Origin of the sequence: Exiguobacterium sp. s35 (assembly GCF_018617535.1) — a bacterium.
In the GTDB taxonomy this organism is placed as follows: Bacteria; Bacillota; Bacilli; order Exiguobacteriales; family Exiguobacteriaceae; genus Exiguobacterium; species Exiguobacterium aestuarii.
This window is the reverse complement of the sequence record NZ_JACSKI010000003.1, coordinates 29184-53611: the sequence shown is the minus strand read 5'-3', so window position 1 is coordinate 53611 and position 24428 is coordinate 29184. Positions and strand designations below refer to the sequence as shown.

The window sequence follows — 24428 nt, the reverse complement described above, 5'->3', positions numbered from 1 at the left end:
CGATGCAATATAAACTAGGAGAACTGACACCACACGTCGACCCGACGACTTATCTCGCACCAGGAGCACATGTGATTGGAGATGTGACGATTGGGGCACACTCGGGGGTATGGTTCAATACCGTCATCCGTGGAGATGAAGGTCCGATTCAAATCGGTGCTTATGTGAATATTCAGGACGGTTCGATGATCCATCAATATGAAGGGTCGCCGACAATCATCCATGACCGTGTCTCAATCGGTCACATGGCGATGATTCATGGCTGTGAGATTGAGGAGGATTGCCTCATTGGGATGCACGCTACTGTGCTCGATGGTGCCAAGATTGGGAAAGGATCATTCGTAGCTGCGGGTGCTCTCGTCACACCAAATATGCAAATTCCTGAAGGGGTAATGGTAATGGGCGTCCCCGCAAAAGTTGTTCGTCCATTGAATGACGAGGATCGTTTCATCATGGAGAGAACCGTTAAGAAGTACGCGAAACGCGCCGAACAATATAAACAAACGTGTGTGCCCTTAAGCGAAACGCACAGTTTGTGAAAGCGTTTACAAGATTCATAAAATGTTAACGTTTCTCTCGAATTTTCTACACAGTTCCTTTGTATACTGATGATGTAGCCAAGCTGACGTATTGAAAGGAGCCCACTCTATGTATCCGAACCACGATCAACTCATGTTAGATTTGTACGCTTCTTCGATCAACCCAAGTTATGGTCTTCATATCGATGACTCTTTCGATGACACGCTCCATGGTGCACATCGTGAGGTTTGGGAACGCATGCATTTGGATAATAGTAGAGAAGAAGATTCTAAAAATGGAGGAACGGCTGGATGATTCCAACACCTGTAATTCAAGATTGGCTCGCAATTAAATTAAAAAAATAAACGATATATAGATGAAGCGAGCGAGGGTAATCCCCACGCTCGCTTTTTTATTCGAAAATGGTCAGATGTGCATCAATCGGTTGCCGTGCTTTTGGTGTCGGAATGTCCCCGGTGTCATATTTCCCGATTTGCAGAAGACCGATAAATGTTTCTCCTTCTGCTCCAATCATTTCCTTCAAACGCGCATCGTCAAATAGCCCACCTGTACGCCAGACCATCCCGATTTCACGTTCACTGAACAAAAGTTGAACATTTTGAATAAATGTCGCCGTCGCGAGCATCGCATCCCGATTTCCTTTATCCGTCTCAAATCGTTTTGCCGTCACATACATACACGTGGCGGCATTTAAGATTCGTCCTGTCACCTTTTCACGTTGCCCTTCCGACGCCTCCGTGAAGGCTGGCTCGAGCGCGTCGAGTAATACCTGTTTCCCATCCCCATTGAACACGTACACGTTCCATGGCTCGATCTTATTATGAAACGGTGCGTGATGTGCCGATTGCAACACCTCATAGAGCACTTTCGTATCGATCGGTTCTTCCTTAAACATCCGAACCGTCCGTCTTTCCTCAATTAATTGTTGTGCTGCTGTCTTTGTCATGACCGTCACTTCCCCTTCTTTTCTCTCCTCTATCATAATTGAAAAACGTTCTCATTTCAAAATCAAAAAAAAGACTACAGATTGCTCTGTAGCCTTAAATCGATTGTCCAATAACCTCACATGCCACCAAATCTTCAAACGTTTGGCGACGTACGACAAGGCGGTGATTCCCATCCTTGACGAAAACAACTGCGGGACGAAGCATTTGGTTATAGTTGCTCGCCATCGAGAAATTATATGCTCCCGTGGCTTTGACGAGTAGCAAATCACCCGGTGTGACAGGAGGAATCAAAGAGCGGTTCGAGATGATGTCTCCCGACTCGCAACACGCTCCGACAATTTTTGCCTCGAGCGTCTTCTCTTCATTCATCCGAGTCGCTGCCACGACTTCGTATTCCGCGTCATATAGCGCCGGACGAATGTTATCCGTCATCCCCCCATCGACGGACACAAACGTGCGTACGCCATTCACTTCTTTGACGGTTCCGACTTCATACAGTGTGGCACCGGCATTGGCAACGAGCCAACGGCCTGGCTCAATCCCGATTTTTGGGAGTGGCAACTCACGAGCCTCTACCTCGTCGATTAACGTTTCCATCACCCGCTCCATCGTCTGTGCGAAGTCGAGACGCTCGTCTTCGTCTAAGTAAGCGACACCGAAGCCACCACCGATGTTCAGCACATCCGTCGTATAGCCCGTCTCCTGACGAATCGTATCCATGAACCGTACCATCGTCTTCACCGTATTGATGAAGAGGGTCGGATCTTGAATTTGAGAGCCGACATGACAGTGAATCCCCTTCAACTGTAAATGTTCCGCTTCTAACGTCGCACGAACCGCATCTAAATACGTATCGTCATGCGTCGGGAAACCGAATTTTGTATCAACCCCACCCGTTTGAATCGCCGCATGAGCACCTCCAACAACTTGAGGCACGATGCGGAGAAGGACATCGACTTCACGATTGTATTCAGCCGCAAGTCCTGACAAGAGGCTGATTTCACGCATGTTGTCGATGGTAAAGTGTGTAATCCCCTGTTCGAGCGCGAACGTGATGTCAAGGATCGTCTTGTTCGACCCGTGGACGTGAATGCGCTCCGCCGGTACACCGGCATGCAGTGCCACGTACATTTCACCCCGTGAGACGACGTCGACACTTAATCCTGCCGCCATCACTTTTTCATACACGGCCGCAATCGATAATGCTTTTGACGCGTACAACGCATATGTGTTCGGATACTTGTCTAGAAACGCGTCTTGAACGATCCCAAGGCGACGCTCTAGTTCTGGCTCACTCATCATATATAAAGGTGTCCCGTACGTCGCTTGAAGTTCACGGACGGACACGCCTTCGATCAAACATTCTGATTGATTGGTGGTGTACATACAATTCCTCCTTCAAAGCGATGTGGGACACGCCACGAACGGGCACAGAGCTGTTCTGAGTTGTTGGCATAGCCAACGCGTGTCACGTCATCGATTTTCGTTTCTATGCCATACAACGTCACACGGTCGCCGATCTGCACATTCTCATCGACTTTGATGAAGCTATGGCTCATAAAGATGTTGCTGACGAACGGATAGGCTTTCCCGTCAATATGAACAGGCAAGTGACGTCTCGCCCGCATCAATCCATCTCCGTATCCGACCGGAAGTACGGCGATGCGTTCCTTCGTTTCGGCTGTGTATCCCGTCCCATATCCGACATGAGCCCCCGCTTCAATGTCATGGACCGCGACCACTTCCGTCTCCCAATAGAAAGCAGGAACTAACCATTCAACCGGTTCGACCGATGAATAGCCATATAAGAAGATCCCGACACGTACATGTGTGCAATGATGCAGACGCGAATCGTCTTGAAGCGTGGCCGCACTGTTCGCTGCATGGATCAATTCAAACGTATGACGTTCCATCAATCGTGTCGACCAATCAGCAAACCGTTCGACTTGAACGCTGTGCTCGACTTCCGCATTGTCTGCGTCCGCGAGCGGGAAGTGCGTACATAATCCGACGAGGTTCAGTCCTTCATTTTGACAGAAAGCGACGATTTGTAGTGCTTCTTCAAACGTTTTAGCACCGAATCGGTTCATCCCGACATCTAGTTTTAGATGCAGACGAACGCCATCGAGATGCTCTCGCTGTGAGACGAGCCACTCATATGACCCGATGGCGACGTCAAAATCGTGGGCATGCACGTGTTGCCACGTATAGACCGGGTTCATGACGAGGACACGAGCCGATTGCGCATACGTCCGAACCTCGATCGCTTCTTCGATTGTTGTCACCATGAAGTGACGGACCCCTTCATCATACAAAGTCGTCACAACTGGCTCCATCCCTAGGTTATAGGCGTTGTTTTTCACGACTGCAAACACGGGGCGCCCGAGCGCTTCAATCCGACGTTTGTTCTCGCGAATCGCATTCAAGTCAATTGTGACTCCCATCGTTCAAAACTCCTTTACTCTTTAACTGCTGATTTCACGAACGTGACCCAATCGCGGTGTTCCGGAAGTTGTCCTGTCACGGCCTCACGATAACGTGTCAACATTTCTGTCGCAACCTTCTGGACGCCTCCACCAATCGAGATGTGGTCGACCTCGATGACGCTCGTCACTTCGGCTGCCGTTCCCGTCAAGAAAATCTCATCGGCTACATATAACTCATCGCGCCCGATGTGACGTTCTACGACTTCATAACCTCCATCACGCGCAAGTTGCATGACCGTCTGACGCGTGATGCCATCGAGTACGGAACAATCGAGTGACGGTGTCGTGATCGTCTTCCCTTTGACGAGGAAGATGTTCGCGACACTCGCCTCGCTGACGTTTCCGTTCATATCGAGGGCAATCGCTTCATCAAATCCGTCACGAAGTGCCTCTCCTTTTAGTAACTGTGAGTTCATATAGTTCGATGCTGCTTTCGCTTGCATCGGCATCATTGTCGAAGACACACGGCGATATGAAGCTACTTTTGCCCGAATCCCAACTGTTTTACTGAAATATTCACCGAGCGGCCAGCACGAGATGGCAACGTGTACCTTCGTTTCTGCTGTCGGCATAAGCGCCTGCCAAGGTGTTCCGAGGAAGACGAACGGGCGGATATAACATGCTTCAAATCCGTTTCGCTCAATCAATTCCATCGTAGCTTGTTCGAGTTCATCTACCGTATAAGGTAGTGTGACGTGGTAGTATGCACACGAGCGAACGAGTCGCTCCAAGTGTTCACGTAAGCGGAAGATGGCTGGGCCTTCCTCCGTGTGATACGCGCGAATCCCTTCAAAGAACCCACTTCCGTAATGAATCGCGTGTGTCATGATACTCGTGTTTGCGTCAGTCGGCTCAATCCAAGCCCCGTCTTTCCACATCCATTGTCCATACTGTTCCATAATGCAACTCTCCCATTCCTCATTGTTTATATTTTCTGTCTATTATACGTTAGAGAGAGCGTAAGTCATCAACAAGTTGCGTTTTTTCAGAAGTTTTTTCATCTTTCTGTTTGATGACGCGTGCCGGCGTACCCGCGACGACAACACCTGGAGGAACATCTTGCGTGACGACACTCCCAGCTGCGACTACCGCATTTTCCCCGACGCGAACCCCTTCCAAGATGACAGCGTTCGCTCCAATCATGACGCCATCTTCGATGATGACCGGATCTTTTGAAGGTGGCTCGAGGACACCTGCGACCACGGCACCTGCTCCGAGGTGGACGTTCTTCCCAAGCGTTCCACGGGCGCCGATGACGGCATTCATGTCGACCATCGAACCGTCTCCGATGACTGCACCAATATTGACGACAGCACCCATCATGACGACGGCATTGTTCCCGATTTGTACATGGTCACGAATGAATGAACCTGGCTCGATTCGTGCATTGAGTTGTGTCGTGTCGAGCATTGGAACGGCACTGTTACGACGATCATACTCAAGGTGTGAATCGGTGATGACCGACGCGTTCGCTTCTAAGAAAGCGGCTGCGCGCTCCGCAGTCGTCAAGAACAGCTTCGATTCATCCGTTCCGAACGCTTTCGCTTCCTCGATTTCAAGACCTGCCAATTGGCCGTTGACATAAAGTTTTACCGGTGTTTCCTTTTTTGCATCTTTAATATATTGTGCGATTTCATAAGCGTTTGTGAGTAACATGAGTAGCCTCCTCGTATAAGTTCGATAGATTATAAAGTCCTGCCGGGCGGTCGATGATCGTCGCTGCCGCGGCAAGTGCCCCGTTTGCAAAGACGCGTTTCGATAACGCGGTATGTTTCAATTCAATCATTTCATCATCTCCAGCGAAGAGCACGGTATGCTCCCCGAAGATCGTACCACCACGAATCGAGTGCATCCCCAACTCTTCGGCGCCACGCGCTTCTCGGCGTGACGTTCGTTCGTAAATCGGTGTCACCTCTCGTTTCGCTTCGATGGCACGGGCTAATAGCTCCGCCGTTCCGCTTGGCGCGTCTACTTTCTTCCGATGGTGCGCCTCAATCACCTCGATGTCATAACCGAGTGTGAGCGGGACGAGTTGATCGAGCAACTGCTTCAGCAACGCGATCCCGTACGATGTGTTATAAGACTGAAAAATCGGAATGTCTGTTGATGCTTCTTCAATCTTTGTAAGCTCCTCAGGTGTGAACCCTGTCGTTGCGATGACGAGCGGAATGTTGCGTGACCGCCCGAATGCGAGCAAGTCAGGAAGTAATGCCGGATTTGAAAAATCGATGACAACGTCGACTGGTGCATCTACCTTATCTAATGAGGCCAGATGCTCGTCACTTCCCGGTGACACGATTGCCGAGACGTTCACGTCTTGCATGTTGGCGACTTCTTCGACGATTCGTCCCATCGCACCAAATCCGTGAATCAATACATTCATTGTCTCACCTCGTTAAACTGCTCCATCGCCGATAGTAATTTTGCTTCGGCCGTCGCGCTCATCGGGACGAGCGGCAGACGTGGCGCGCCGAAGGCAAAGCCTTTCGCTTGAAGTGCCGCCTTCACCGGAATCGGATTCACTTCTGCGAAGAGTTCGTCGATGACCGGGAGCAGGCGTAGCTGCCATGTACGCGCCGTCTGGAGATCACCTGCTAGAAGTGCTTCTGCCAAGGCGACGGTCGCCCCTGGGTAGATGTTTGACAAGACCGAAACGACACCTTGAGCGCCCCATGCCATATATGGCAAGATTTGATCGTCATTCCCGCAGTAAACGGTGAATCCTTCCGGAAGATGAGCCATCATCTGTGCCATGACCGAGATGTCCCCACTCGCCTCTTTCAAGGCCGTGATGCGCGGATGTTCCGCTAACTCCCCAACCGTTTCAGGTGCTAACGCGACACCTGTCCGTGACGGGACGTTATATAGCATGAGCGGAATCGGTGATGCATCCGCAATCGCTGTAAAGTGAGCGAGAAGCCCGGCTTGTGTTGACTTGTTATAGTACGGGGTGACGACCATCGCCATCTCTGCCCCAAGTTCTGCGGCCCGTTTCGTTTTCTCGATACTGAGAGCCGTGTTATTCGATCCGGTTCCCGCGATGATCACCGCTCGTCCGTTCGCGACCTCCACTGCTCGAACGAGCAATGTCTCGAATTCCTCATTCGTCAGTGTCATGCCTTCGCCGGTCGTTCCACCGATGACGAGTCCACTCACTCCCTCTTGGATTTGGTCTTCAATCAATGCCGTCCATGCCTCTAAGTTTAACTGCCCATCTTCTTGGAATGGGGTCGCTAGTGCTGTCGCAACTCCTGTGAACATGTCATCCCCTCCTTATTTTGTCGCTGTTTGACTGATCATGCATTGTGCGATTTGTACCGCGTTCGCCGCTGCCCCTTTTCGAACGTTGTCCGCGACGCACCATAGGTGGAACGTATTCGGCTGAGAATCATCTCGGCGAATTCGACCGACATACACCTCATCGGTCCCGTTCGCATCAAGCGGTGTCGGATATGATAGGTCGGCCGGACTGTCCATAACCACGACACCAGGCGCATCTGCGAGTACGGCTTTGACTTCTGCGACCGTCGCATCCCGTTCGAGCGTCACCGTGATAGATACCGCATGACTGTTTCGCACCGGTACGCGGACGCACGTAGCCGTCACACCGAGGTTCGGCGCATTCAAAATCTTACGCGTCTCCTCAATCATTTTTTGTTCCTCTTTCGTATAGCCATTCTCTAAAAATACATCGATTTGCGGCAACACGTTATCATAGATCGGATACGGATAATTCGTCGGTTCCTCGCCACGCGCCCCGCGCTCAAGGTCATCAATCCCTTTTTGACCCGAACCCGATACAGCTTGATAAGACGTATAGGCGACACGTGTCAGTCCATACACTTCCGAAAGCGGTGCGAGCGCGACGACCGATTGAATCGTCGAGCAGTTCGGATTCGCAATGAGCGTCTTCTCTGGGCTGAGCTCGACCCGATTCACTTCCGGCACGATGAGCGGAATTCCTTCTTGCATTCGGAATGCGCTTGAATTGTCGATGACGATGACCCCTTGTTCACTCAAGCGTGGCGCATACTGTTCACTGATGCTACCACCGGCAGAGAACAAGGCGATATCGATCGGGTCCGCATAAATCGAATCGTTCAGCTCGCGAATCACGACCGGTTGTCCGTTCACCTCAACCGTCTTTCCTGCTGAACGGGCTGAAGCATATAGTCTCAGTTCACTGATTGGAAATTCGTACTCTGTTAATACATCAATCATTTTTTGTCCGACGGCGCCAGTTGCGCCGACGACAGCTACGTTATACATGGTGCTTCCCCCTTATAAGTTGAAGCGAGCCGCAATGGCTGCGACGGCCGCTTCCACGTCTTGTTCTTGAATCGTATAGGAAATGCTGATTTCAGAAGTCGTGACTTGATAGAACGGGATGCCCATCTCGCGGAATGTCGCGAACAGTTCTGATGCGACGCCTGTTGCGTCTCGCATGCCGATTCCGACGACAGAAATTTTTGCATGTTCTGTGTGACGATCGATTTTGATTTGTGGTAAGGTCGCTGTCAATTCTGCGAGCGCCTCTTCCAAAAACGCTTCTTCATCGAGTGGACATGTGAACGAAAGGAATACTTCTCCATCGAACGCCGTCTGCGAAATCATATCAATGTTGACGTGGCGTTCTGATAATCTTTCAAAGATGTCCGCGACTCCGGCTGCCGTGTGCGGGATGTGTTTGATTGAGACACTGAGTACGTTTTTGACAACACTCACACTCGTGACTGCTTTCTGTTCCATTGCTTGTGTCGTATCCATGATCCATGTTCCTCCTTCGCTCGAGAGCGTCTTTCCAACAAAAATATTCACGTCATACTTCTTGGCGAGCTCGACGCTTCGCATCTCCATGACTTTGGAGCCGAGTGCACTCATCTCCATCATTTCGTCGTAAGACACCGTGTCTAGACGCTTCGCCGTCGGATGAATCCGCGGGTCTGTCGTATACACCCCAGCCACATCTGTATAAATTTCACAACGTTGACTGAGGACGGCTGCTAGTGCGACTGCTGTCGTATCCGAACCGCCACGCCCGAGTGTCGTGACGTCTCCCGCTTCATTCACACCTTGGAAACCAGCGACGATTAAGACATCGTACTGACGTAACTTCTCGTGCAACACTTCTTTACGAATCGCTTTAATTTTGCTTTTCGTATGGATGCCCATCGTATCAATCCCAGCTTGTTGCCCGGTGAGTGAAATGGCCGGTACGCCTCGCGAGTTCAAGGCGATACTGAGTAAACTGATCGTCTGTTCTTCCCCGATGGCGAGTAGGCGATCGAGTTCACGAATCATCGGGCGCTCCGTGATTTGTTTAGCAAGCGACAGGAGCGAGTCCGTCGTCTTGCCCATCGCCGAAACGACGACGACCAATTTTTCACCGGTCGCCACACGTGTTTGTAAATAGTCCGAAATGGCTTGTATTTGTTCGATTGTGGCAACAGAGCTGCCTCCAAATTTCAGTACGGTTGTCATCAAGTTCCCCACTTTCAAGATGTCCACCAACAGAAAAAGCGGCAGACCGGTAGGAAGCACTCTCCCTACGGTCTGCCGCTTGTACGCGCAGTTGAAAAACGATTAAAAAATCGTTCCGTAGATAGCGCTCCATGGTAGTTGACCATGGCAGTGTAGGCGTTATTCACGACTACCCCAGCCTCCGTTCACACGCACGTGAACGTTGACTTCGGCGAATTTCCCCTTTCGGCTCGATCCGGAGTGCGTCCGTTTCAATCAAGCTTACTCATGTCATTCGCAACCTCTATCTGTCAGTTGTTAGTATTAGTTATAACAAATCGAAATCTTCTTGCCAACCTTTTTTTAGAAAAATGGGATATTTCAAAAAAGGATTACCACGTTTTCCGCATCATTCGGTGTGGGATATTCGCATCTAAAAACTCATCTCCGAACGCCTCGTACCCGAGTTTTTCATAAAATGGGAGCGCCGTTAGTTGTGCGCCTAAGCGCAACTCACCTAATCCTTGATGTTTTGCGACACGTTCGACTTCATTCATAATTTCTTTTCCATATCCATGACCTCGAGCCGCCTGAATCGTCGCCACTCGCTCCACTTTCCCGACCGTCGCATCCACGGGGCGAAGGCGTGCTGTCGTCACCGGTTGAGCGTCAATGAGACCAACAACATGCGTACAGACATCGTCTAAGTCATCGTATTCGAGACTAGCATCGATTCCTTGTTCCTGAATGAATACGACTTCTCGCACGTATCTGGCCTGGTCAATCAACTGTGCTTCTTTTCCCGATTGAATGGTCAACATGGTAAAACCCCCTCTTGCAATCGTCTCACGATTTCTTCCATCCCCCGTTCTAGTTCCGATACGGAAGTGAATCGAGCTTGTGCTTGTTTATGGTTTCCACCACCGCGACCGATCTGCATTTCTTGAAGTGCCGCTCGGAGGAACGTCCCTACCGCGATATCGTGAGTCCCATCATGCATGACAAATAATTTTTGCGCACTGTAGTTGGCCCCGACCGCAATGCGTCCTGTCGCGGCAATCCGTTCAATAATTGCGGTCGTCAATGTTTCGGCCTCGGTCCGTCCCACATGTAACGCTACATAATTATCTTCTTGTAAAACTGCCTTTACTTTCGCTTTCGCAATCCGTTCCTCAAGTGTTTTGATTTCTTTTTCACGTTCTAGTCGAATCGTATGCTCTTCAATCACACGTGCCGCCACCGTTTCATTCGTCGTCGAGAATGTATGGTGAATCGTCCGGAGCGCTTCACGTGCTCGTTGCGTCGCCTTTAACGCACGATTTCCAGCAACATACGTCAAGCGGATGTTGCCTCTCACTTTTTTGAGCGAGGTGACTTGAATCGTGCCAAGTTGCCCTGTCATTTCAACGTGTGTGCCGCCACACGCGTTGTAATCAATCCCTTCGATTTCGACGATTCGAATCTTTCCTGTTCGATCGGTCGCTTTCCGCAAACGTGTCCGATCGACTTTTTCGTCGGGGATTTCATAGACATGAACCGGATGATTGTCAAAGATGAGTTGCTGGATCTCTTGCTCGAGTGCTTCAATTTGCGTCCAGTCCATCGCTGCCGTCTCAATCTCAATGGATGAATCCTCTTCCCCGATTCCAAAGCTGAGCGTACGAATCCCATGTCGGTCTTCTAATATCGCCGTTAACAAGTGTTGGGCAGTATGCTGGATGGAATGGTCTCTCCTCACGTCCTCATCGATTCGAACCGCTACAGGTGTACCCGTAGATAATCCTTCTGACAAGAGGTGCCACACTTCACCATTTTCAATTTGCACATCCAATACATTATGCGAACCGATTGATCCACGGTCAGCCGGTTGACCGCCGCCTTCCGCATAAAAAGGACTATTCTCGAGCGTATGCCAATTCCCTTTATTGTCCTGTTTTACTGAGGTCACGATTGTATTTACTGTATGTTGATCCATCTTGTCCTCCACCTTCTCTCTATAAATCTGTTCAGACAACTAGTCTTATTTCGTCTATAATGAAACATACATCTTCTCAGTCAGGAGCGAAATGATATGTTAGAAATCGATAAACAATCTCCGTTACCTATTTATTATCAAATTGAAGCGTACTTAAAGCAACAAATTGATGACGGATTGTTAAAACCAGGAGACACCTTACCTTCAGAGCGTGAATTTTCCGAACAATTTCAAGTGAGTCGTATGACGATTCGTCAAGCCATCATGAACCTCGTCAACGCTGGTTATTTGAGTCGGCAAAAAGGCCGGGGCACATTCGTTGCGAGTCAAAAGATTGCGATGACATTGTCCGGATTGACGAGTTTCTCTGAAGAAATCAAACATCGAGGTATGCGACCGCTCAGTCGTCTTTTGTCCTACGAGGTCATCCCGGCAACGGATCGAATCGCCCAGCAACTGAGTATCCCGAATCAAACGCCGGTATACGAAATGAAGCGACTCCGACTTGCAGATGATCATCCTCTCGCGCTCGAGACCGCCTACATTCCTGTCCGTTTATTGCCTGACCTGACGAAAGAAGACGCGACCGGTTCCATTTATGCGTACGCCGAACAGCACGGTTTACGTTTGAAAAATGCAACACAGACACTTGAAGCCCGTAGCGCTGGTCCCGAGGAAGCAAGACTGCTAACCATTTCTCCAAACGCACCGGTATTGCTGATCGATCAACGTACTTATCTCGAGAACGGTGACATGTTCGAGTATAGTCGTTCACTCTTCCGCGGAGACTCCTACTCCTTGACCGTCGCGATGGATCGCATATAAAAAAAGTTTGCCCCGAGAGAGGCAAACTTTTTTTATTGTGCTTCGTACGTTATTCCGTTCGGGTCTAACGTGTAAGACTCCAACTCCGTGTCCGTCATCGGCTCCACAGGATTGCCTGCGTCCGCTTGTTGTACACGATAGCGTACTTCTTCAAGAAGCGGTTCATTCAAGAAATAGTAGAAGTGGCCGTCAGCTGCGCGGGCACCTTCACCTGTCAATTGATATTGCACCGTATTGTGCAACGCACCGACATCTTCAATCAAACGCATATAATCATTCGGTCCGAGCGTCGTCTGCATGTTGTCACCGACGGCTTTCAAGACTTTATCGTAGTTATTGATCAGTGACGTGCCAAGTGATTGTTCGAGTACGGCGTTGATGACTTCCATTTGGCGTTGTCCACGGCCGATGTCACCACGTGGGTCGTCATATCGGTTTCGGACGTAGGCGAGTGCCTCTTCACCAGAAAGTTGCTGAAGTCCCTCTTCGATTTGAACGGTCTCACGCGAGGCGTCATAACTGTTTTGTTGTGATGAGAACGGTACGTCAATCTCAACACCACCTACCGCATCGATGAAATCAACAAACCCTTGGAAGTTGAGCGAGACGACATGGTCGATTTCAACGCCGACCAAGTCCTCGATTGTGTTCGTTGCCATGCGCATCCCGTTGTTCGGATTCGATTCATCCATCGAACCAAAGTAATAGGCGTGCGTAATCTTATCTTGATCAAGACCCGTCTTTCCATAAGGGATGTTGTATCCCGTGTAATCGATATTCACGTACGAATCACGTGGGATACTGAGCATCGTCGTCTGTTTTTCTTTCTTGTTCAAAATGACGACAATCATGACATCCGAGCGTCCAAACTCTCCACGCGCTTTCTTTTGTGGAGAAAGGTCAGTCCCTAAAATCAAAAACGACTCTGTGTCTTCTTTATCAAAGCGAGTCGGTTCGACTGTTGGGTCGTCCTCTAACGTGACCTGAGTACCGGACAACATGTTGTGGGCTTTATAAAATGCGGTACCGTAAATGCTAGACCCAGCAATAATCGCAATCAGCACGAGGGCACTAAATACCTTATAAAACGCAGACGGACCTTTGCGCTGTCTACGAGTATGTGTTCTAGAATTCATAATGGTCTCCTTCGAGTCAAAGTAATAAGCTTCACTCATTATAGAGGAAAGTGTGAAATTTGTCGAAAACGTTTTGATGACAAATTCATTTCTTTACATTTTCCCACAGTTGAAAACAGAAAAACCTGCGGAGATGTCTCCGCAGGTTAGTTAAGCCCGAATCGTGAAGAATCGCGTTGCCGCTTCTTGCCCTCGAGCTTGAAGGGCCTCTGCACAGCGCGATGCCGCCGCTTCATCGAGTACGACCGTTACACCAGGATGTGCTTGCAGAATCGTCGCCGGCCAGTCGACCGTCGGTACACTTTCAATCATATGTTGTACAGCTTCCGCCTTCCGCTCGCCTGTCGCTACGAGAACAATCTCCCGCGCATTCATGATTGTATCGAGTCCCATCGTGATGGCGTGGGTCGGTACATCTTCAAGCCGATCAAAAAAGCGACGGTTTGCCTCCCGTGTTGATTCGGTGAGTTCAGTCACATGCGTCTTCGCGTCAAGCGCTGTACCCGGTTCATTAAATGCGATGTGTCCATTTTCCCCGATTCCAAGGAGTTGCAAGTCGACACCAAGTGTTCGGACGAGTGCTTCATACCGTTCCGCTTCCGCTTCGGGATCTGGCGCATCGCCTTGAGGAAGATGGCTTTGCTTGAATGGTACTTCGTCAAACAGTCGGTCTTTCATAAAGCGGTTGTAGCTTTGGGGGTGCTCGGGTGACAGTCCGATATACTCATCCAGATTGACGCTCGTCACATGGCTACAATCGAGCGCGTCTTGTTTAAACATTTGATACATTCCGACTGGCGTGCTACCTGTGGCGAGACCGAGTACGAAGTCATGCTTCCCTGAAATCCGTTCTTTGATGAGCAAATATGCGATTCGTTCCGCGTCGTTCGCTGATTTGGCGACTAATACGTTCATCTTTGATCCTCCCGTTCATATGCGATGTTTCCTTTGACGATTGTCATCTGAACATGTGCTGTGTCATCCCAGACGACAAGGTCCGCATCAAACCCCGATTTGATGTCTCCTTTTGTCGTTAACCCGAATTCTTTTGCCGCATTCGTCGCAGTCATCTTGACCGCCTCTTCCACCGTACATCCGGTATACGCTTGAATGTTTCGGAATGCTGCATCCATCGTCAACACACTCCCTGCGAGATTGCCGGCTTCAAGGCGGGCAGCGCCGCCTTCTACGATGACCGGTTGTCCTCCCAATTCATACTGTCCGTCAGGCAAACCCTTCGCTCGCATCGCATCCGTGATGACGACGAGTTCATCTGCTCCTTTTAAACGGTAAGCAAAATCAACCATTTCAGGGCGGCTATGAATCCCGTCTGGAATGATTTCGGCCATGACACCTTTCTCTAACAGACAATATCCAACCGTTCCCGGTTCCCGATGATGCAAGCCTCGCATTTGGTTATATAAGTGTGTTCCATGTTTAACGCCCGCTTGCTTATTCTCTTCAAACGTCGCACTCGTATGTCCCGCAGAACCGATTGCTCCTGACTCGCGAAGCGCTTCTTCAAATTCACGGGCTCCTGGTCGTTCCGGTGCATACGTGACGAGTCGAATATGGCCTCCAGCAAGCTGTTGCCATTTTCGAAACTGTTCCGCATCTGGGTCGATGATATATTCCGCCGGTTGCGCCCCCGCCATCTCTACGTTAACGAATGGCCCTTCCAAATGAATTCCGGCGATGGTCGTATCCTCTGTTGCCATGACGTTTCGAACGGCCGTCAACGCTTGTTCAATCGCCTCTTTCGATTGAGTGATTGTTGTCGCAAAGAATGACGTGACGCCTTCTTGTAGCATGTCTTCACTCAATTGACGAAGCCGTGACTCGTCCGCGTCCATCGTATCGACTTCATATCCCCCGTGAATATGGATATCGATGAGACCAGGGGTCACGAGCGCACCCGAGACATCAATCACGTTCTCATCTCGTTGTACAAACTGTTCCATCGATCCGATTTCGTCAATCGATTGGCCATTCCACCTGATATACCCTCGCTCCCATGTTTGTTCTGCTGACACGATATGAGCATTGATCAATGTCCCCACCGGTTCACCACTCCTTTTTGTTTTCCTCCATGTTATCATACTGGATAAAAGTATAGTTGTATAGACCAATTTATAATAAATAAAAGATTGTTCACAATTGCGAACAACCTTTACGTCCTTATGTCGATTGGAGCGTCCCGTAGCGTCGGACAATCCATACGAGTCGGAGGAATAATAAGACCGCTCCGGCGGCCAGCCCGGCAATCAATCCGATCCAATAACCGTCTGGTCCGAATCCAGCGTGTTCCGCCAATACATAACCGAGAGGCAAACCGATGACCCAATAGGCGACAAGAGAAAGGACCAACGTGATGTTGACGTCTTTGAACCCTCGTAAAATCCCTTGAATCGGTGCGGCGACTGCATCTGATAACTGGAAGAACACGGCGAAAATCATGAAGTGGGCTGCGAGGTCCACGACCGTCGGATCATTCGTATAAATGGCAGCGACCCGCTCATTTTGCCAAAACAACAATGCACCAGAAAAGATGGAGACAGCGAGACAAAGCGAGATTCCAATCTTCGCATATCGAACGGCATCTTGCAGCCGTCTCGCGCCGAGTTCGTATCCAACGACAATCGTTAGTGCGCTCGATGCCGAAAGCGGGAGCATATATACGAACGAGGCGAAATTAATGGCTGCTTGGTGTGCCGCGACGATTTGGTCCCCGTATGAGCTAAGCAGTAGCGTGACCGCCGCAAAGATACTGACCTCCGCAAAAATGGCAAGCCCAATTGGCGTCCCGAGTTGCAACAACTCTTTTTGTCTGAGCCAGATGATGCGCTCAGTCGTCCGTAAAAACTTATATTCACGGAATGGTTTTCCGTTTCTGACGAAAAAGAAAGCCATGAAAAAGAGCAACCAATAGGTGATGCTCGAGGCAATTCCTGCCCCAACGCCGCCATACGCTGGAACACCGAGTTTTCCAAAGATGAAGATGTAATTTAATCCGACATTAATGGGTAACCCTAATAGTATGAGGATCATCGAGACCCTCGTCTTGCCGAGCGCATCCATGAGTGTGCGAAGCACGTTGAACAAAAACATCGGTAAGACGCCGAAACCAAGTGCAAGTAAGTATTGGGTCGCGATTCGCTTCCCTTCCGTACTGAGCCCCATTCCCTCGATTGCAATCGGCACGAGGAAAGACCCTAATGTCAGCGTAACAATACTCAGTATGACGGCTAAGTAGATACCTTGAAATAGCGTGCGTTGAATCTGTTGACGATCCCGTGCGCCGAGCGCTTGCGATACAATCGGAGCCACCGCCAGCAAGATTCCGCTAAGTCCGGTATACACCGGCATCCATAAGCTTGATCCGACACCGACGCCTGCCAGATCGACCGCACCCGCGCGTCCGGACATGACGGTATCGAAAAAGCTAATCAAATAAAAAGACACTTGCGTGACTAGGATTGGGAAGAAAATCGTAAAGAATAGTTTTATTTTTTCGTTTAATGAATGTGTTTGGTACATGGACAACCCTCATCTCTTTTTCAGAAAGGAAACAATATCATGAATCAACGGCATGCAGAAAAACTTAAATTTGAGCTGTTAGAAACGTGGAACACGTTCAATCACTACGTGACCGAAGCTCTCACGTTCAACAATTCCGAGGATATTCACCGCGCCCGCGTTCATTTACGAAAGCTGATCACGTTCATGCAAATCTTTGAGACGAAGCCTGCGACGTTCCGGCAACTCAAACAATTGATGGAAGCACTTGGTAATGTGCGTGACCTCGACGTACTTGTCGAACAGTTTGATGCCGAAACGAATCTCGATGAAGCGTTTCTTCAAGCGATGGAAAAGCAACGTGCCATCGAACGTACGATTCTCTCGACTCGAGTCAGTGAAAAGATGACCCCTTCACTCGATCAACAAATCCGCCGTTTCATCGGAGGACCTTTATTTCGTGCGTTTAAAAAAACGAACGCCTCTCCGAAGTTAGAAAAGGCGAAAAGCGAGCGCAAACAGCGTATTCGCATCTATCATGAACAAACCAATGGGAAAGATCAAATCGAAGCGCTCCATAAAGTCCGCTTGGCCGTGAAACGTGAGCGATACTTACATGAATACTTGTTAAACTACGAGTCGGACGCGTCCATGGACACCGTCCGTACGTTAAAAAAGATGCAAACCGAACTCGGTGAGATGAACGACCATGACCAACTGTTGAAGCGTTGGCGTTCGTTCACACCGCCTGTCGACCTACAGTCTGCGTATGATACAAAAATCAAAACGTTGCAGCACGAACTGGATACATCCGTTGAACATCTAACCATTTAGCGCGATGTATACCGTTCAATCAAAAGTTCGAGCAACTTCATCCCCGCAATCGAGTTCCCTTTTGAATCGAGCGCTGGACCGAAGATGCCAAACCCGACGTTACTCAAATCTAGTTCGTGGTTCCCAACCGCTAAAATGGCGCCGGACACTCCACTCTTACCTGGAAGACCGACACGGACGGCAAACTCCCCCGAAGCATCGTACATGCCACATGTCGTCATGATGGCTTTGACGATCCGAACAACACGACGCGGAATCAATTCTTCCCCTGTATCCGGGTCCTCCCCGTTCCCAGCGAAGACACGTCCGATTCGTGCCAAGTCAAAGCAGTCGATTTCAATGGCACACTGTTTCGTATACACGTCAATAATTTCATCGACGTCTCCCTCTACAATCCCATGATGACGCATAAAATAGAGGAGTGCGCGATTCAAGTCGGTCGTCTCGTATTCAGAGCGGGCGACTTTTTCATCGTACGTAATTTCCTCCACCGGTCGATTTAACAACGTCGCTAAAAATTGACGGAACTGATAAATCTTTAACTCAGCCGTCTCCCCTAAAATCATACTCGTCACTGCTAACGCCCCCGCATTGATCATCGGATTCAGCGGTTTTGACGGGACCGTCTCCTCGAGTTTCGCAATCGAGTTGAACGCATCGCCCGTCGGTTCCATCCCTACTTTTGAAAACACATAGTCTTCCCCAAACTCCATCAGCACATAGCAAAGCGTCAGCGCCTTCGATACACTTTGAATCGTGAACTTATGATGAACGTCCCCAGCGTGAATATACGTACCGTCTGGCAAACAAATCGCCACCCCGAGTAAATCATTTTTCACATGCGCCAGTTCCGGGATATAGTCCGCTACTTTCCCTTGAGCTGTGTACGGACGACACTCATCAATCAAGTGGTTCAACTGTTGTTCGAGTACATTCATTCGATCACCTCATGTTCCATCAAATTTCAACCGGGTCATCTTATCATATTACCCGTCTGGCGGTCCATCTTCTTTATACCAGTCCTCATCCGCCCAAATCATCGATGGACTTTCCTCGTCCCCGACCAATTTTTCCCCATGTCGATTCATCGTCACAATAAACCCAATCACACCTGACACAATGACAGTCGCGACAATGATGAAGGCGATCATCTCATCGTCCCCTTTCGAATTCGTGACAAATTTGTCTAGAACTCCGTGACACTTATCCTATGTCTGCGTCTACATTCTCGGTACCGTTAGTAAGAAAAGAATTTTAAAGAAATGGGTGAATCGATTGAATCAGATTGCAATTATCGGAGGTGGCATCGCCGGGCTGGCCGCGGCACATTATGCCAAGGTCGCCGGCGCACACGTCACACTGTTCGAGGCACAGGACCGTCTCGGTGGAAAAATCAGAACCATCTATCGAGACGGATTCACATTAGAGACCGGACCGGATGGCTATATGGCACGAAAGCCAACTTTGACGACTCTCATTACCGACCTCGGTCTTGAGGACCAACTCGTTCGTTCTAAAACCGGGACCTCTTACATTTATGTTCGTCAACAACTGAGACAGATGCCAGAGGGGTCGGTCATGGGGATTCCGACTAAGTTTTGGCCGATGGTTAAAACGGATCTCTTTACGTGGAGAGGAAAATTTCGTGCCGGACTCGACCTCGTGATTCCGCGTGTGTATGAAGGGGAGGACATCTCGCTCGATCGCTTCTTTCGGACGAGACTCGGTTCAGAAGTCGTCGACACGATGATCGAACCCCTTCTGTCCGGGATTTACAACGGAACGCTTGATGATATGAGCATCGAGTCTACTTTCCCTCAGTTTATCACGATTGAACAAAAAACTCGCAGTCTGATTCTCGGGATGAAAGCACTCACACCACCTGTTCAGGCTGGGGTGAAGCCGTCCGAGACCGGAAAGTTTTTATCCATCGACCAAGGGCTCGGTGCGCTCGTCGAGGCGCTCCGTCCTTCCATCGACCGCCTCGTGCTGAATACATTCGTCAAGTCCGTAAGACCGCATGAAATCATATTGGCGGATGGGACGGTCGAGCAGTTTGACGGCATCATCCTTGCGACTTCCCCAAACATGCTCGGACCGCTGCTCGGGTTGCCAGAAGCTGAGCGTTTATCGTCATTAAAACGTACATCTTCGATGACTGTCCTTGCCGCATTCGACGAATCAGAAGTGGAGGCGTTAGATGGGACAGGATATGTCATTGCTAAATCTGAAGGCAACGCCTTGACCGCTTGCAGTTGGATGCATAAAAAATGGCCACATATGGCACCTCAAGGAAAGGCGTTGATTCGGATGTATATCGGTTCTGAGTATGTTTCACCTTTGTTGCACGAGGACGATGACACGATTGCGTCGTTCGCCTTACGCGAGCTCCGCCGTATTCAAAAAGTCGGGACACCACTCTTTACGAAAGTCGAACGCCACGTTCAAACGATGCCCCAATATGAGGTCGGCCATAAACAAGATGTTCGAGCCTTTGAAGAAGCACTCTCGAAGTGGAACGGTGTCGAAGCTTGTGGCGCCATCCTCCATGGCGTCGGCTTGCCGGATTGCGTCGACTCGGCAAAACAAGCGGTTAACAACCTAAACCTCAAGCAGGGGGTGATGGTATGAAGCACATCGACTATCACGAGAACCCGTTTATCGTCATTTGGGAAGTAACGCGTGCCTGCGCGCTCTCCTGTGTACATTGCCGGGCCGAGGCACAGTTTCACCGATACGAAAATGAACTCGACACGGAAGAAGGAAAGGCGCTCATTCGAGAGATTCATGCGATGGATAATCCGATTCTCGTCTTCACAGGTGGCGACCCCCTCATGCGTGAAGATTTGTTTGCATTGACCGCGTACGCTTCTTCTCTCGGGATGCGAGTCTCGATGACACCTTCTGCCACACCGCGCGTCACGCATGACGCCGTAAAACGAGCAAAAGCTGCCGGATTGTCACGCTGGGCGTTTTCTATCGATGGCCCGGATGCACAGACGCATGATTACTTTCGAGGGACACGTGGCAGTTTTGACCGTACCATCCGAGGAATTTCCTACTTCCGAGAAGAAGGGATGTCTTTTCAAATCAACACGACGGTGACCGAATACAACGTCGATCGCTTGCCCGAAATGGCGAAACTCGTAGAGTCCCTCGGTGTATCCGTCTGGACGCTCTTTTTCCTCGTCCCGACCGGACGCGGTTCACTGTTACAGCCCATTTCTCCCGAGCGACATGAAGAAGTGCTCAAGTGGGCGTTCTCACTACAGGAGACGGCACCGTTCATCATCTCGACAACAGAAGCCCAGTTCTATCGGCGGGTGGCACGACAAGAAAATCAGCGGCGAAAAGCAGATGGGCTCCCCCCAATCGGACATCCGCATGATGATTTAGCCAAGGCACCACGTGGGACGAATGACGGGAACGGGTTTGTCTTCATCTCGCACACAGGAGACGTACAGCCTTCCGGGTTTTTACCGATCCATTGCGGAAATGTAAGAACGACACCCCTCGCTGATATTTATCGTCACCATCCGACGTTCAAGGAGCTACGTGACCCCGATACACACCAAGGGAAATGTGGCTATTGTGAATATCGCTATCTTTGTGGTGGTTCACGGGCGCGGGCATACGCAGTTACGGGAGACTATAAGGAATCAGAGCCATATTGTATTTATCAACCTGAGCGACGAAACGCTTCACCTTTTTGATTCCCATTTATTCCCTCAAGGTGTAAGGTGAAACTATATGGTTCTTATGGTGTGAGAGGAGACATGTAGATGCAGTCTTTGCCGATTGATGGATTGTTCTATATTGGGCTAGGTACGATTTTTCTTGTAACGGCTTTACTCGGGTTCGGGATCAAACGATTGACGAAACATGGCAGGACGGGGTTTTATGTCCTACTCGCAACGAGTCTTGGTTTATTCTTTTGGTTACTGCTTTGGTTCCAGGAAGCGACACGCGCCTTGTTCATGGGGACCATCCCGTGGCTATTCAATTTATTTTTCGGAACGGTGCTCTACCTCATCTTTGTAGGCATCAGTTTTCTACTCTTGAAACGACAACCTCGGCATACATAAAAAGAGGAATCCGATCGGATTCCTCTTTTCTTATGCATTGACCGTCGACGGACGTAACGTCAATTCCCCGTTTTCGACATCGATGACGACCGTTTGGCCATCCTCGACATCTCCCGCTAGGATACTCCGGGCAAGCTTCGTCTCAATCGTTCGTTGCACGTAACGATTGATTGGACGAGCACCGAATTGAGGCTCGTACGCTTCATCGGCGACGAACGTTTTAGCTGCATCCGTGATTTCAATATGAATCGAGCGTGTCGTGAGCCGTTCACTCATTCGACCGACTGCTTTCTCGACGATTTGACCGATTTGATCTTTCGTAAGTGGATGGAACAAAATCGTTTCATCGACCCGGTTCAAGAATTCAGGACGGAAATGTCGGCGGAGCTTATCAAGCACTTGACGCTCTTCGTCCTCATCGATCACACCATCTTTCGCCGCTTCGAGCAAAATGTCTGCTCCAATGTTCGACGTCATGATAACAATCGTATTTTTGAAGTCGACGATGCGACCGTGCGAATCGGTCAATCGACCATCATCGAGCAGTTGCAACAAAATATTGAAAACGTCTGGGTGTGCCTTCTCGACCTCATCTAACAAGAGAACGGAGTAAGGGTTACGGCGAACGGCTTCCGTCAACTGCCCGCCTTCTTCGTAACCGATATATCCTGGAGGTGCACCGACAAGTCGTGATACGGCATGTTTCTCCATATACTCACTCATATCGAGACGAACGATATGATCTTCTGAATCAAACATCGCTTCCGCTAGCGCTTTCCCGAGCTCGGTTTTACCGACACCCGTCGGTCCAAGGAAGAGGAAAGAACCGATTGGGCGGTTCGGGTCTTTGATTCCGGCCCGAGCCCGGATGACCGCGTCACTGACCAAGCGAATCGCATCATCTTGACCGAAGACACGCTTGTGTAGCACCGTTTCTAAGTTGAGCAGTTTATCTCGCTCTCCTTCTGTCAGTTTGGTCACCGGAATGCCGGTCCATTTCGAGACGACCTCGGCAATTTCTTCTTCCGTCACTTCTTCGCGTACGAGTTCACGCGTCACCGAACTCGCTAGCTGTTCCGCTTCTTCTAGTTCTCGCTCGAGTTCTGGGATTCGTCCATATTTCAGTTCTGAAGCCCGATTCAAGTCGTAGCGACTTTCTGCCTCTTGTAATTCGAGACGTACTTTTTCAAGGTCTCCCCGGATTTGTTGCACGCGGTGCGTTGACTCTTTCTCATTTTCCCAACGAAGACGTAACGAGTCAGACTGTTCACGGAGTGATGCCAATTCTTGTTGAAGTGCTTCGAGACGCTTCATGGAAGCCGCGTCACTCTCTTTTTTAAGCGCCGCTTCTTCGATTTCAAGTTGCATGACCCGACGGACCAATTCATCGAGCTCAGCCGGCATCGATTCCATCTCAGTCCGAATCATCGCACACGACTCATCGACGAGATCGATAGCCTTATCCGGCATGAACCGGTCGGTGATATAGCGATTTGATAGCATCGCCGCCGCGACGAGAGCGTTATCGTGGATGCGTACTCCGTGGTGAATCTCAAAACGTTCTTTTAAGCCACGCAAGATGGAAACCGTATCCTCGACGTCTGGTTCAGCGACGAGCACTTGTTGGAAACGCCGCTCGAGTGCAGGGTCCTTCTCGATATATTGGCGATACTCGTCTAACGTCGTAGCACCGATACAGTGCAATTCCCCACGGGCGAGCATCGGTTTTAACATGTTTCCGGCATCCATCGACCCCTCCGACTTCCCAGCTCCGACAATCGTATGCAGTTCATCAATGAAGAGGATAATCGTGCCTTCTGCTTCCTTCACTTCTGATAGGACGGCTTGAAGTCGTTCCTCGAATTCACCACGATATTTCGCACCAGCGACGAGTGAACTCATGTCGAGACTGAAGATTGTTTTGTCTTTCAAACTCTCCGGCACGTCTCCGCGAACGATCCGCTGAGCGAGTCCCTCGACAATCGCCGTTTTCCCGACACCCGGTTCCCCGATGAGGACCGGATTGTTTTTCGTTTTCCGACTCAAAATCCGGATGACGCGACGAATCTCACTATCGCGTCCGATGACCGGATCAATTTTCCCAGTCTTCACTTCTTGAATGAGGTCTCGTCCGTATTTCGTCAAGACGTCATACGTCGCTTCAGGCGATTTCGATGTGATGCAGCGATTGCCACGTACGGCGACGAGCGCCTCGCGGAGTCGTTCTTCCGTGATGCCTTTTCGCTCAAGCATCGCCTGCGCCTGACTGCTGTTCAACAAGATCCCGAGTAAGATATGTTCGACCGATACGTATTCATCGTTCATCCCTGTCGCTTCCCGCTCGGCCGTCGTCAACACGCCTAACAAAGAAGCAGAAATCATCGGTGTCGTCGGATTTTGAAGTTTTGGCGCATTTTTCAAAGAAAGCGCGACTTCTCCTTCAATCTCAGATACGTTGATCTCCATTTTTTGAAACAGCAACGGCGCAATCCCGTCTGTCTGGGAAATCATAGATGCCAAGACGTGCCACTCATTGATTTCACTATGATGATATTGTTTTGCTAACGCCTGTGAACTGACAATGCATTCATGTGCTTTATCTGTAAAACGATTAAAGTCCATCA

At 49.8% G+C, this 24428-nt stretch carries 25 protein-coding genes and 1 riboswitch; of the genes, 7 read left to right on the top strand and 18 right to left on the bottom strand.

What is annotated here, in order from left to right; translation table 11 throughout:
* The first annotated feature begins 2 nt into the window (after positions 1-2).
* Together KNO75_RS12300 and KNO75_RS12295 are read left to right on the top strand one after the other, a co-directional pair.
* On the top strand, positions 3-539 hold the full coding sequence (locus tag KNO75_RS12300) for a gamma carbonic anhydrase family protein (protein WP_214796283.1): 537 nt from the start codon (positions 3-5) through the stop codon (positions 537-539).
* A 109-nt stretch (positions 540-648) separates the two neighbouring features.
* Positions 649-834: a hypothetical protein gene (locus KNO75_RS12295; protein ID WP_214696806.1), complete on the top strand. Its 186-nt coding sequence runs from the start codon at positions 649-651 to the stop codon at positions 832-834.
* 97 nt (positions 835-931) lie between these two features.
* On the opposite strand, the gene KNO75_RS12290 is transcribed toward KNO75_RS12295, so the two are convergent.
* From KNO75_RS12290 to KNO75_RS12240, 11 genes are all read right to left on the bottom strand, one after another.
* Positions 932-1486, bottom strand: a complete 555-nt coding sequence (locus tag KNO75_RS12290; protein WP_251126191.1) for a nitroreductase family protein — start codon at positions 1484-1486, stop codon at positions 932-934.
* A 94-nt stretch (positions 1487-1580) separates the two neighbouring features.
* Entirely contained in the window at positions 1581-2873 is a 1293-nt protein-coding gene (gene lysA, locus KNO75_RS12285; RefSeq protein WP_214822084.1) for a diaminopimelate decarboxylase, read from the bottom strand.
* Positions 2843-3931, bottom strand: coding sequence for an alanine racemase (gene alr, locus KNO75_RS12280; RefSeq protein WP_214796277.1), 1089 nt, complete (start codon positions 3929-3931; stop codon positions 2843-2845). Before alr ends, lysA begins: the two co-directional genes overlap by 31 nt.
* Before the next feature lie 14 nt (positions 3932-3945).
* A complete protein-coding gene (locus KNO75_RS12275) occupies positions 3946-4872 on the bottom strand; it encodes a branched-chain amino acid transaminase (protein ID WP_214790734.1) in 927 nt (308 codons plus the stop codon).
* Between the two features lie 49 nt (positions 4873-4921).
* Positions 4922-5629, bottom strand: coding sequence for a 2,3,4,5-tetrahydropyridine-2,6-dicarboxylate N-acetyltransferase (dapD, locus tag KNO75_RS12270; RefSeq protein ID WP_074032983.1), 708 nt, complete (start codon positions 5627-5629; stop codon positions 4922-4924).
* Entirely contained in the window at positions 5607-6356 is a 750-nt protein-coding gene (dapB, locus tag KNO75_RS12265) for a 4-hydroxy-tetrahydrodipicolinate reductase (protein WP_214818308.1), read from the bottom strand. The genes dapD and dapB overlap by 23 nt, the downstream gene beginning before the upstream one ends.
* Positions 6353-7234, bottom strand: a complete 882-nt coding sequence (gene dapA, locus KNO75_RS12260) for a 4-hydroxy-tetrahydrodipicolinate synthase (RefSeq protein WP_214822082.1) — start codon at positions 7232-7234, stop codon at positions 6353-6355. Before dapA ends, dapB begins: the two co-directional genes overlap by 4 nt.
* Positions 7235-7246: 12 nt before the next feature.
* The gene (locus KNO75_RS12255; RefSeq protein ID WP_214790745.1) at positions 7247-8242 is read right to left on the bottom strand and encodes an aspartate-semialdehyde dehydrogenase; all 996 of its coding nucleotides are present in this window, start codon (positions 8240-8242) and stop codon (positions 7247-7249) included.
* 12 nt (positions 8243-8254) lie between these two features.
* Complete coding sequence (locus KNO75_RS12250) at positions 8255-9454, bottom strand: aspartate kinase (protein ID WP_483298009.1); 1200 nt, start codon at positions 9452-9454, stop codon at positions 8255-8257.
* Positions 9455-9568: 114 nt separating this feature from the next.
* Positions 9569-9748: riboswitch (Lysine riboswitch) on the bottom strand.
* 77 nt (positions 9749-9825) lie between these two features.
* A complete protein-coding gene (locus KNO75_RS12245; protein WP_214796273.1) occupies positions 9826-10254 on the bottom strand; it encodes a GNAT family N-acetyltransferase in 429 nt (142 codons plus the stop codon).
* Positions 10248-11408, bottom strand: a complete 1161-nt coding sequence (locus KNO75_RS12240) for an alanyl-tRNA editing protein (RefSeq protein ID WP_214822078.1) — start codon at positions 11406-11408, stop codon at positions 10248-10250. The genes KNO75_RS12245 and KNO75_RS12240 overlap by 7 nt, the downstream gene beginning before the upstream one ends.
* 96 nt (positions 11409-11504) lie before the next feature.
* On the opposite strand from KNO75_RS12240, the gene KNO75_RS12235 reads away from it, so the two are divergent.
* The gene (locus KNO75_RS12235) at positions 11505-12233 is read left to right on the top strand and encodes a GntR family transcriptional regulator (RefSeq protein ID WP_214822076.1); all 729 of its coding nucleotides are present in this window, start codon (positions 11505-11507) and stop codon (positions 12231-12233) included.
* A 32-nt stretch (positions 12234-12265) separates the two neighbouring features.
* On the opposite strand, the gene KNO75_RS12230 is transcribed toward KNO75_RS12235, so the two are convergent.
* From KNO75_RS12230 to KNO75_RS12215, 4 genes are all read right to left on the bottom strand, one after another.
* Entirely contained in the window at positions 12266-13369 is a 1104-nt protein-coding gene (locus KNO75_RS12230) for an LCP family protein (RefSeq protein ID WP_214822075.1), read from the bottom strand.
* 150 nt (positions 13370-13519) lie between these two features.
* A complete protein-coding gene (nagB, locus tag KNO75_RS12225) occupies positions 13520-14284 on the bottom strand; it encodes a glucosamine-6-phosphate deaminase (protein ID WP_214822073.1) in 765 nt (254 codons plus the stop codon).
* Positions 14281-15468, bottom strand: coding sequence for an N-acetylglucosamine-6-phosphate deacetylase (gene nagA, locus KNO75_RS12220; protein WP_214822071.1), 1188 nt, complete (start codon positions 15466-15468; stop codon positions 14281-14283). Before nagA ends, nagB begins: the two co-directional genes overlap by 4 nt.
* A 79-nt stretch (positions 15469-15547) precedes the next feature.
* Complete coding sequence (locus KNO75_RS12215; protein ID WP_214796262.1) at positions 15548-16906, bottom strand: MATE family efflux transporter; 1359 nt, start codon at positions 16904-16906, stop codon at positions 15548-15550.
* Positions 16907-16945: 39 nt separating this feature from the next.
* On the opposite strand from KNO75_RS12215, the gene KNO75_RS12210 reads away from it, so the two are divergent.
* Complete coding sequence (locus KNO75_RS12210; protein WP_214822069.1) at positions 16946-17719, top strand: CHAD domain-containing protein; 774 nt, start codon at positions 16946-16948, stop codon at positions 17717-17719.
* On the opposite strand, the gene glsA is transcribed toward KNO75_RS12210, so the two are convergent.
* Together glsA and KNO75_RS12200 are read right to left on the bottom strand one after the other, a co-directional pair.
* Complete coding sequence (gene glsA, locus KNO75_RS12205; RefSeq protein ID WP_214790767.1) at positions 17716-18657, bottom strand: glutaminase A; 942 nt, start codon at positions 18655-18657, stop codon at positions 17716-17718. The two genes, KNO75_RS12210 and glsA, sit on opposite strands and share 4 nt — an antisense overlap.
* A gap of 48 nt (positions 18658-18705) precedes the next feature.
* Positions 18706-18870 (bottom strand): hypothetical protein, encoded by a 165-nt coding sequence (locus KNO75_RS12200; protein WP_214790769.1) that lies wholly within the window; start codon positions 18868-18870, stop codon positions 18706-18708.
* Positions 18871-18985: 115 nt separating this feature from the next.
* On the opposite strand from KNO75_RS12200, the gene hemG reads away from it, so the two are divergent.
* From hemG to KNO75_RS12185, 3 genes are all read left to right on the top strand, one after another.
* A complete protein-coding gene (hemG, locus tag KNO75_RS12195; protein WP_214822067.1) occupies positions 18986-20350 on the top strand; it encodes a protoporphyrinogen oxidase in 1365 nt (454 codons plus the stop codon).
* A complete protein-coding gene (locus KNO75_RS12190; RefSeq protein WP_214822066.1) occupies positions 20347-21432 on the top strand; it encodes a TIGR04053 family radical SAM/SPASM domain-containing protein in 1086 nt (361 codons plus the stop codon). Before hemG ends, KNO75_RS12190 begins: the two co-directional genes overlap by 4 nt.
* Positions 21433-21501: 69 nt before the next feature.
* A complete protein-coding gene (locus KNO75_RS12185; RefSeq protein WP_214822065.1) occupies positions 21502-21804 on the top strand; it encodes a hypothetical protein in 303 nt (100 codons plus the stop codon).
* A gap of 30 nt (positions 21805-21834) precedes the next feature.
* Here KNO75_RS12185 and clpB read toward each other — a convergent pair whose 3' ends face one another.
* Positions 21835-24426 (bottom strand): ATP-dependent chaperone ClpB, encoded by a 2592-nt coding sequence (gene clpB / locus KNO75_RS12180; RefSeq protein ID WP_214822064.1) that lies wholly within the window; start codon positions 24424-24426, stop codon positions 21835-21837.
* Between the last annotated feature and the right edge of the window lie 2 nt (positions 24427-24428).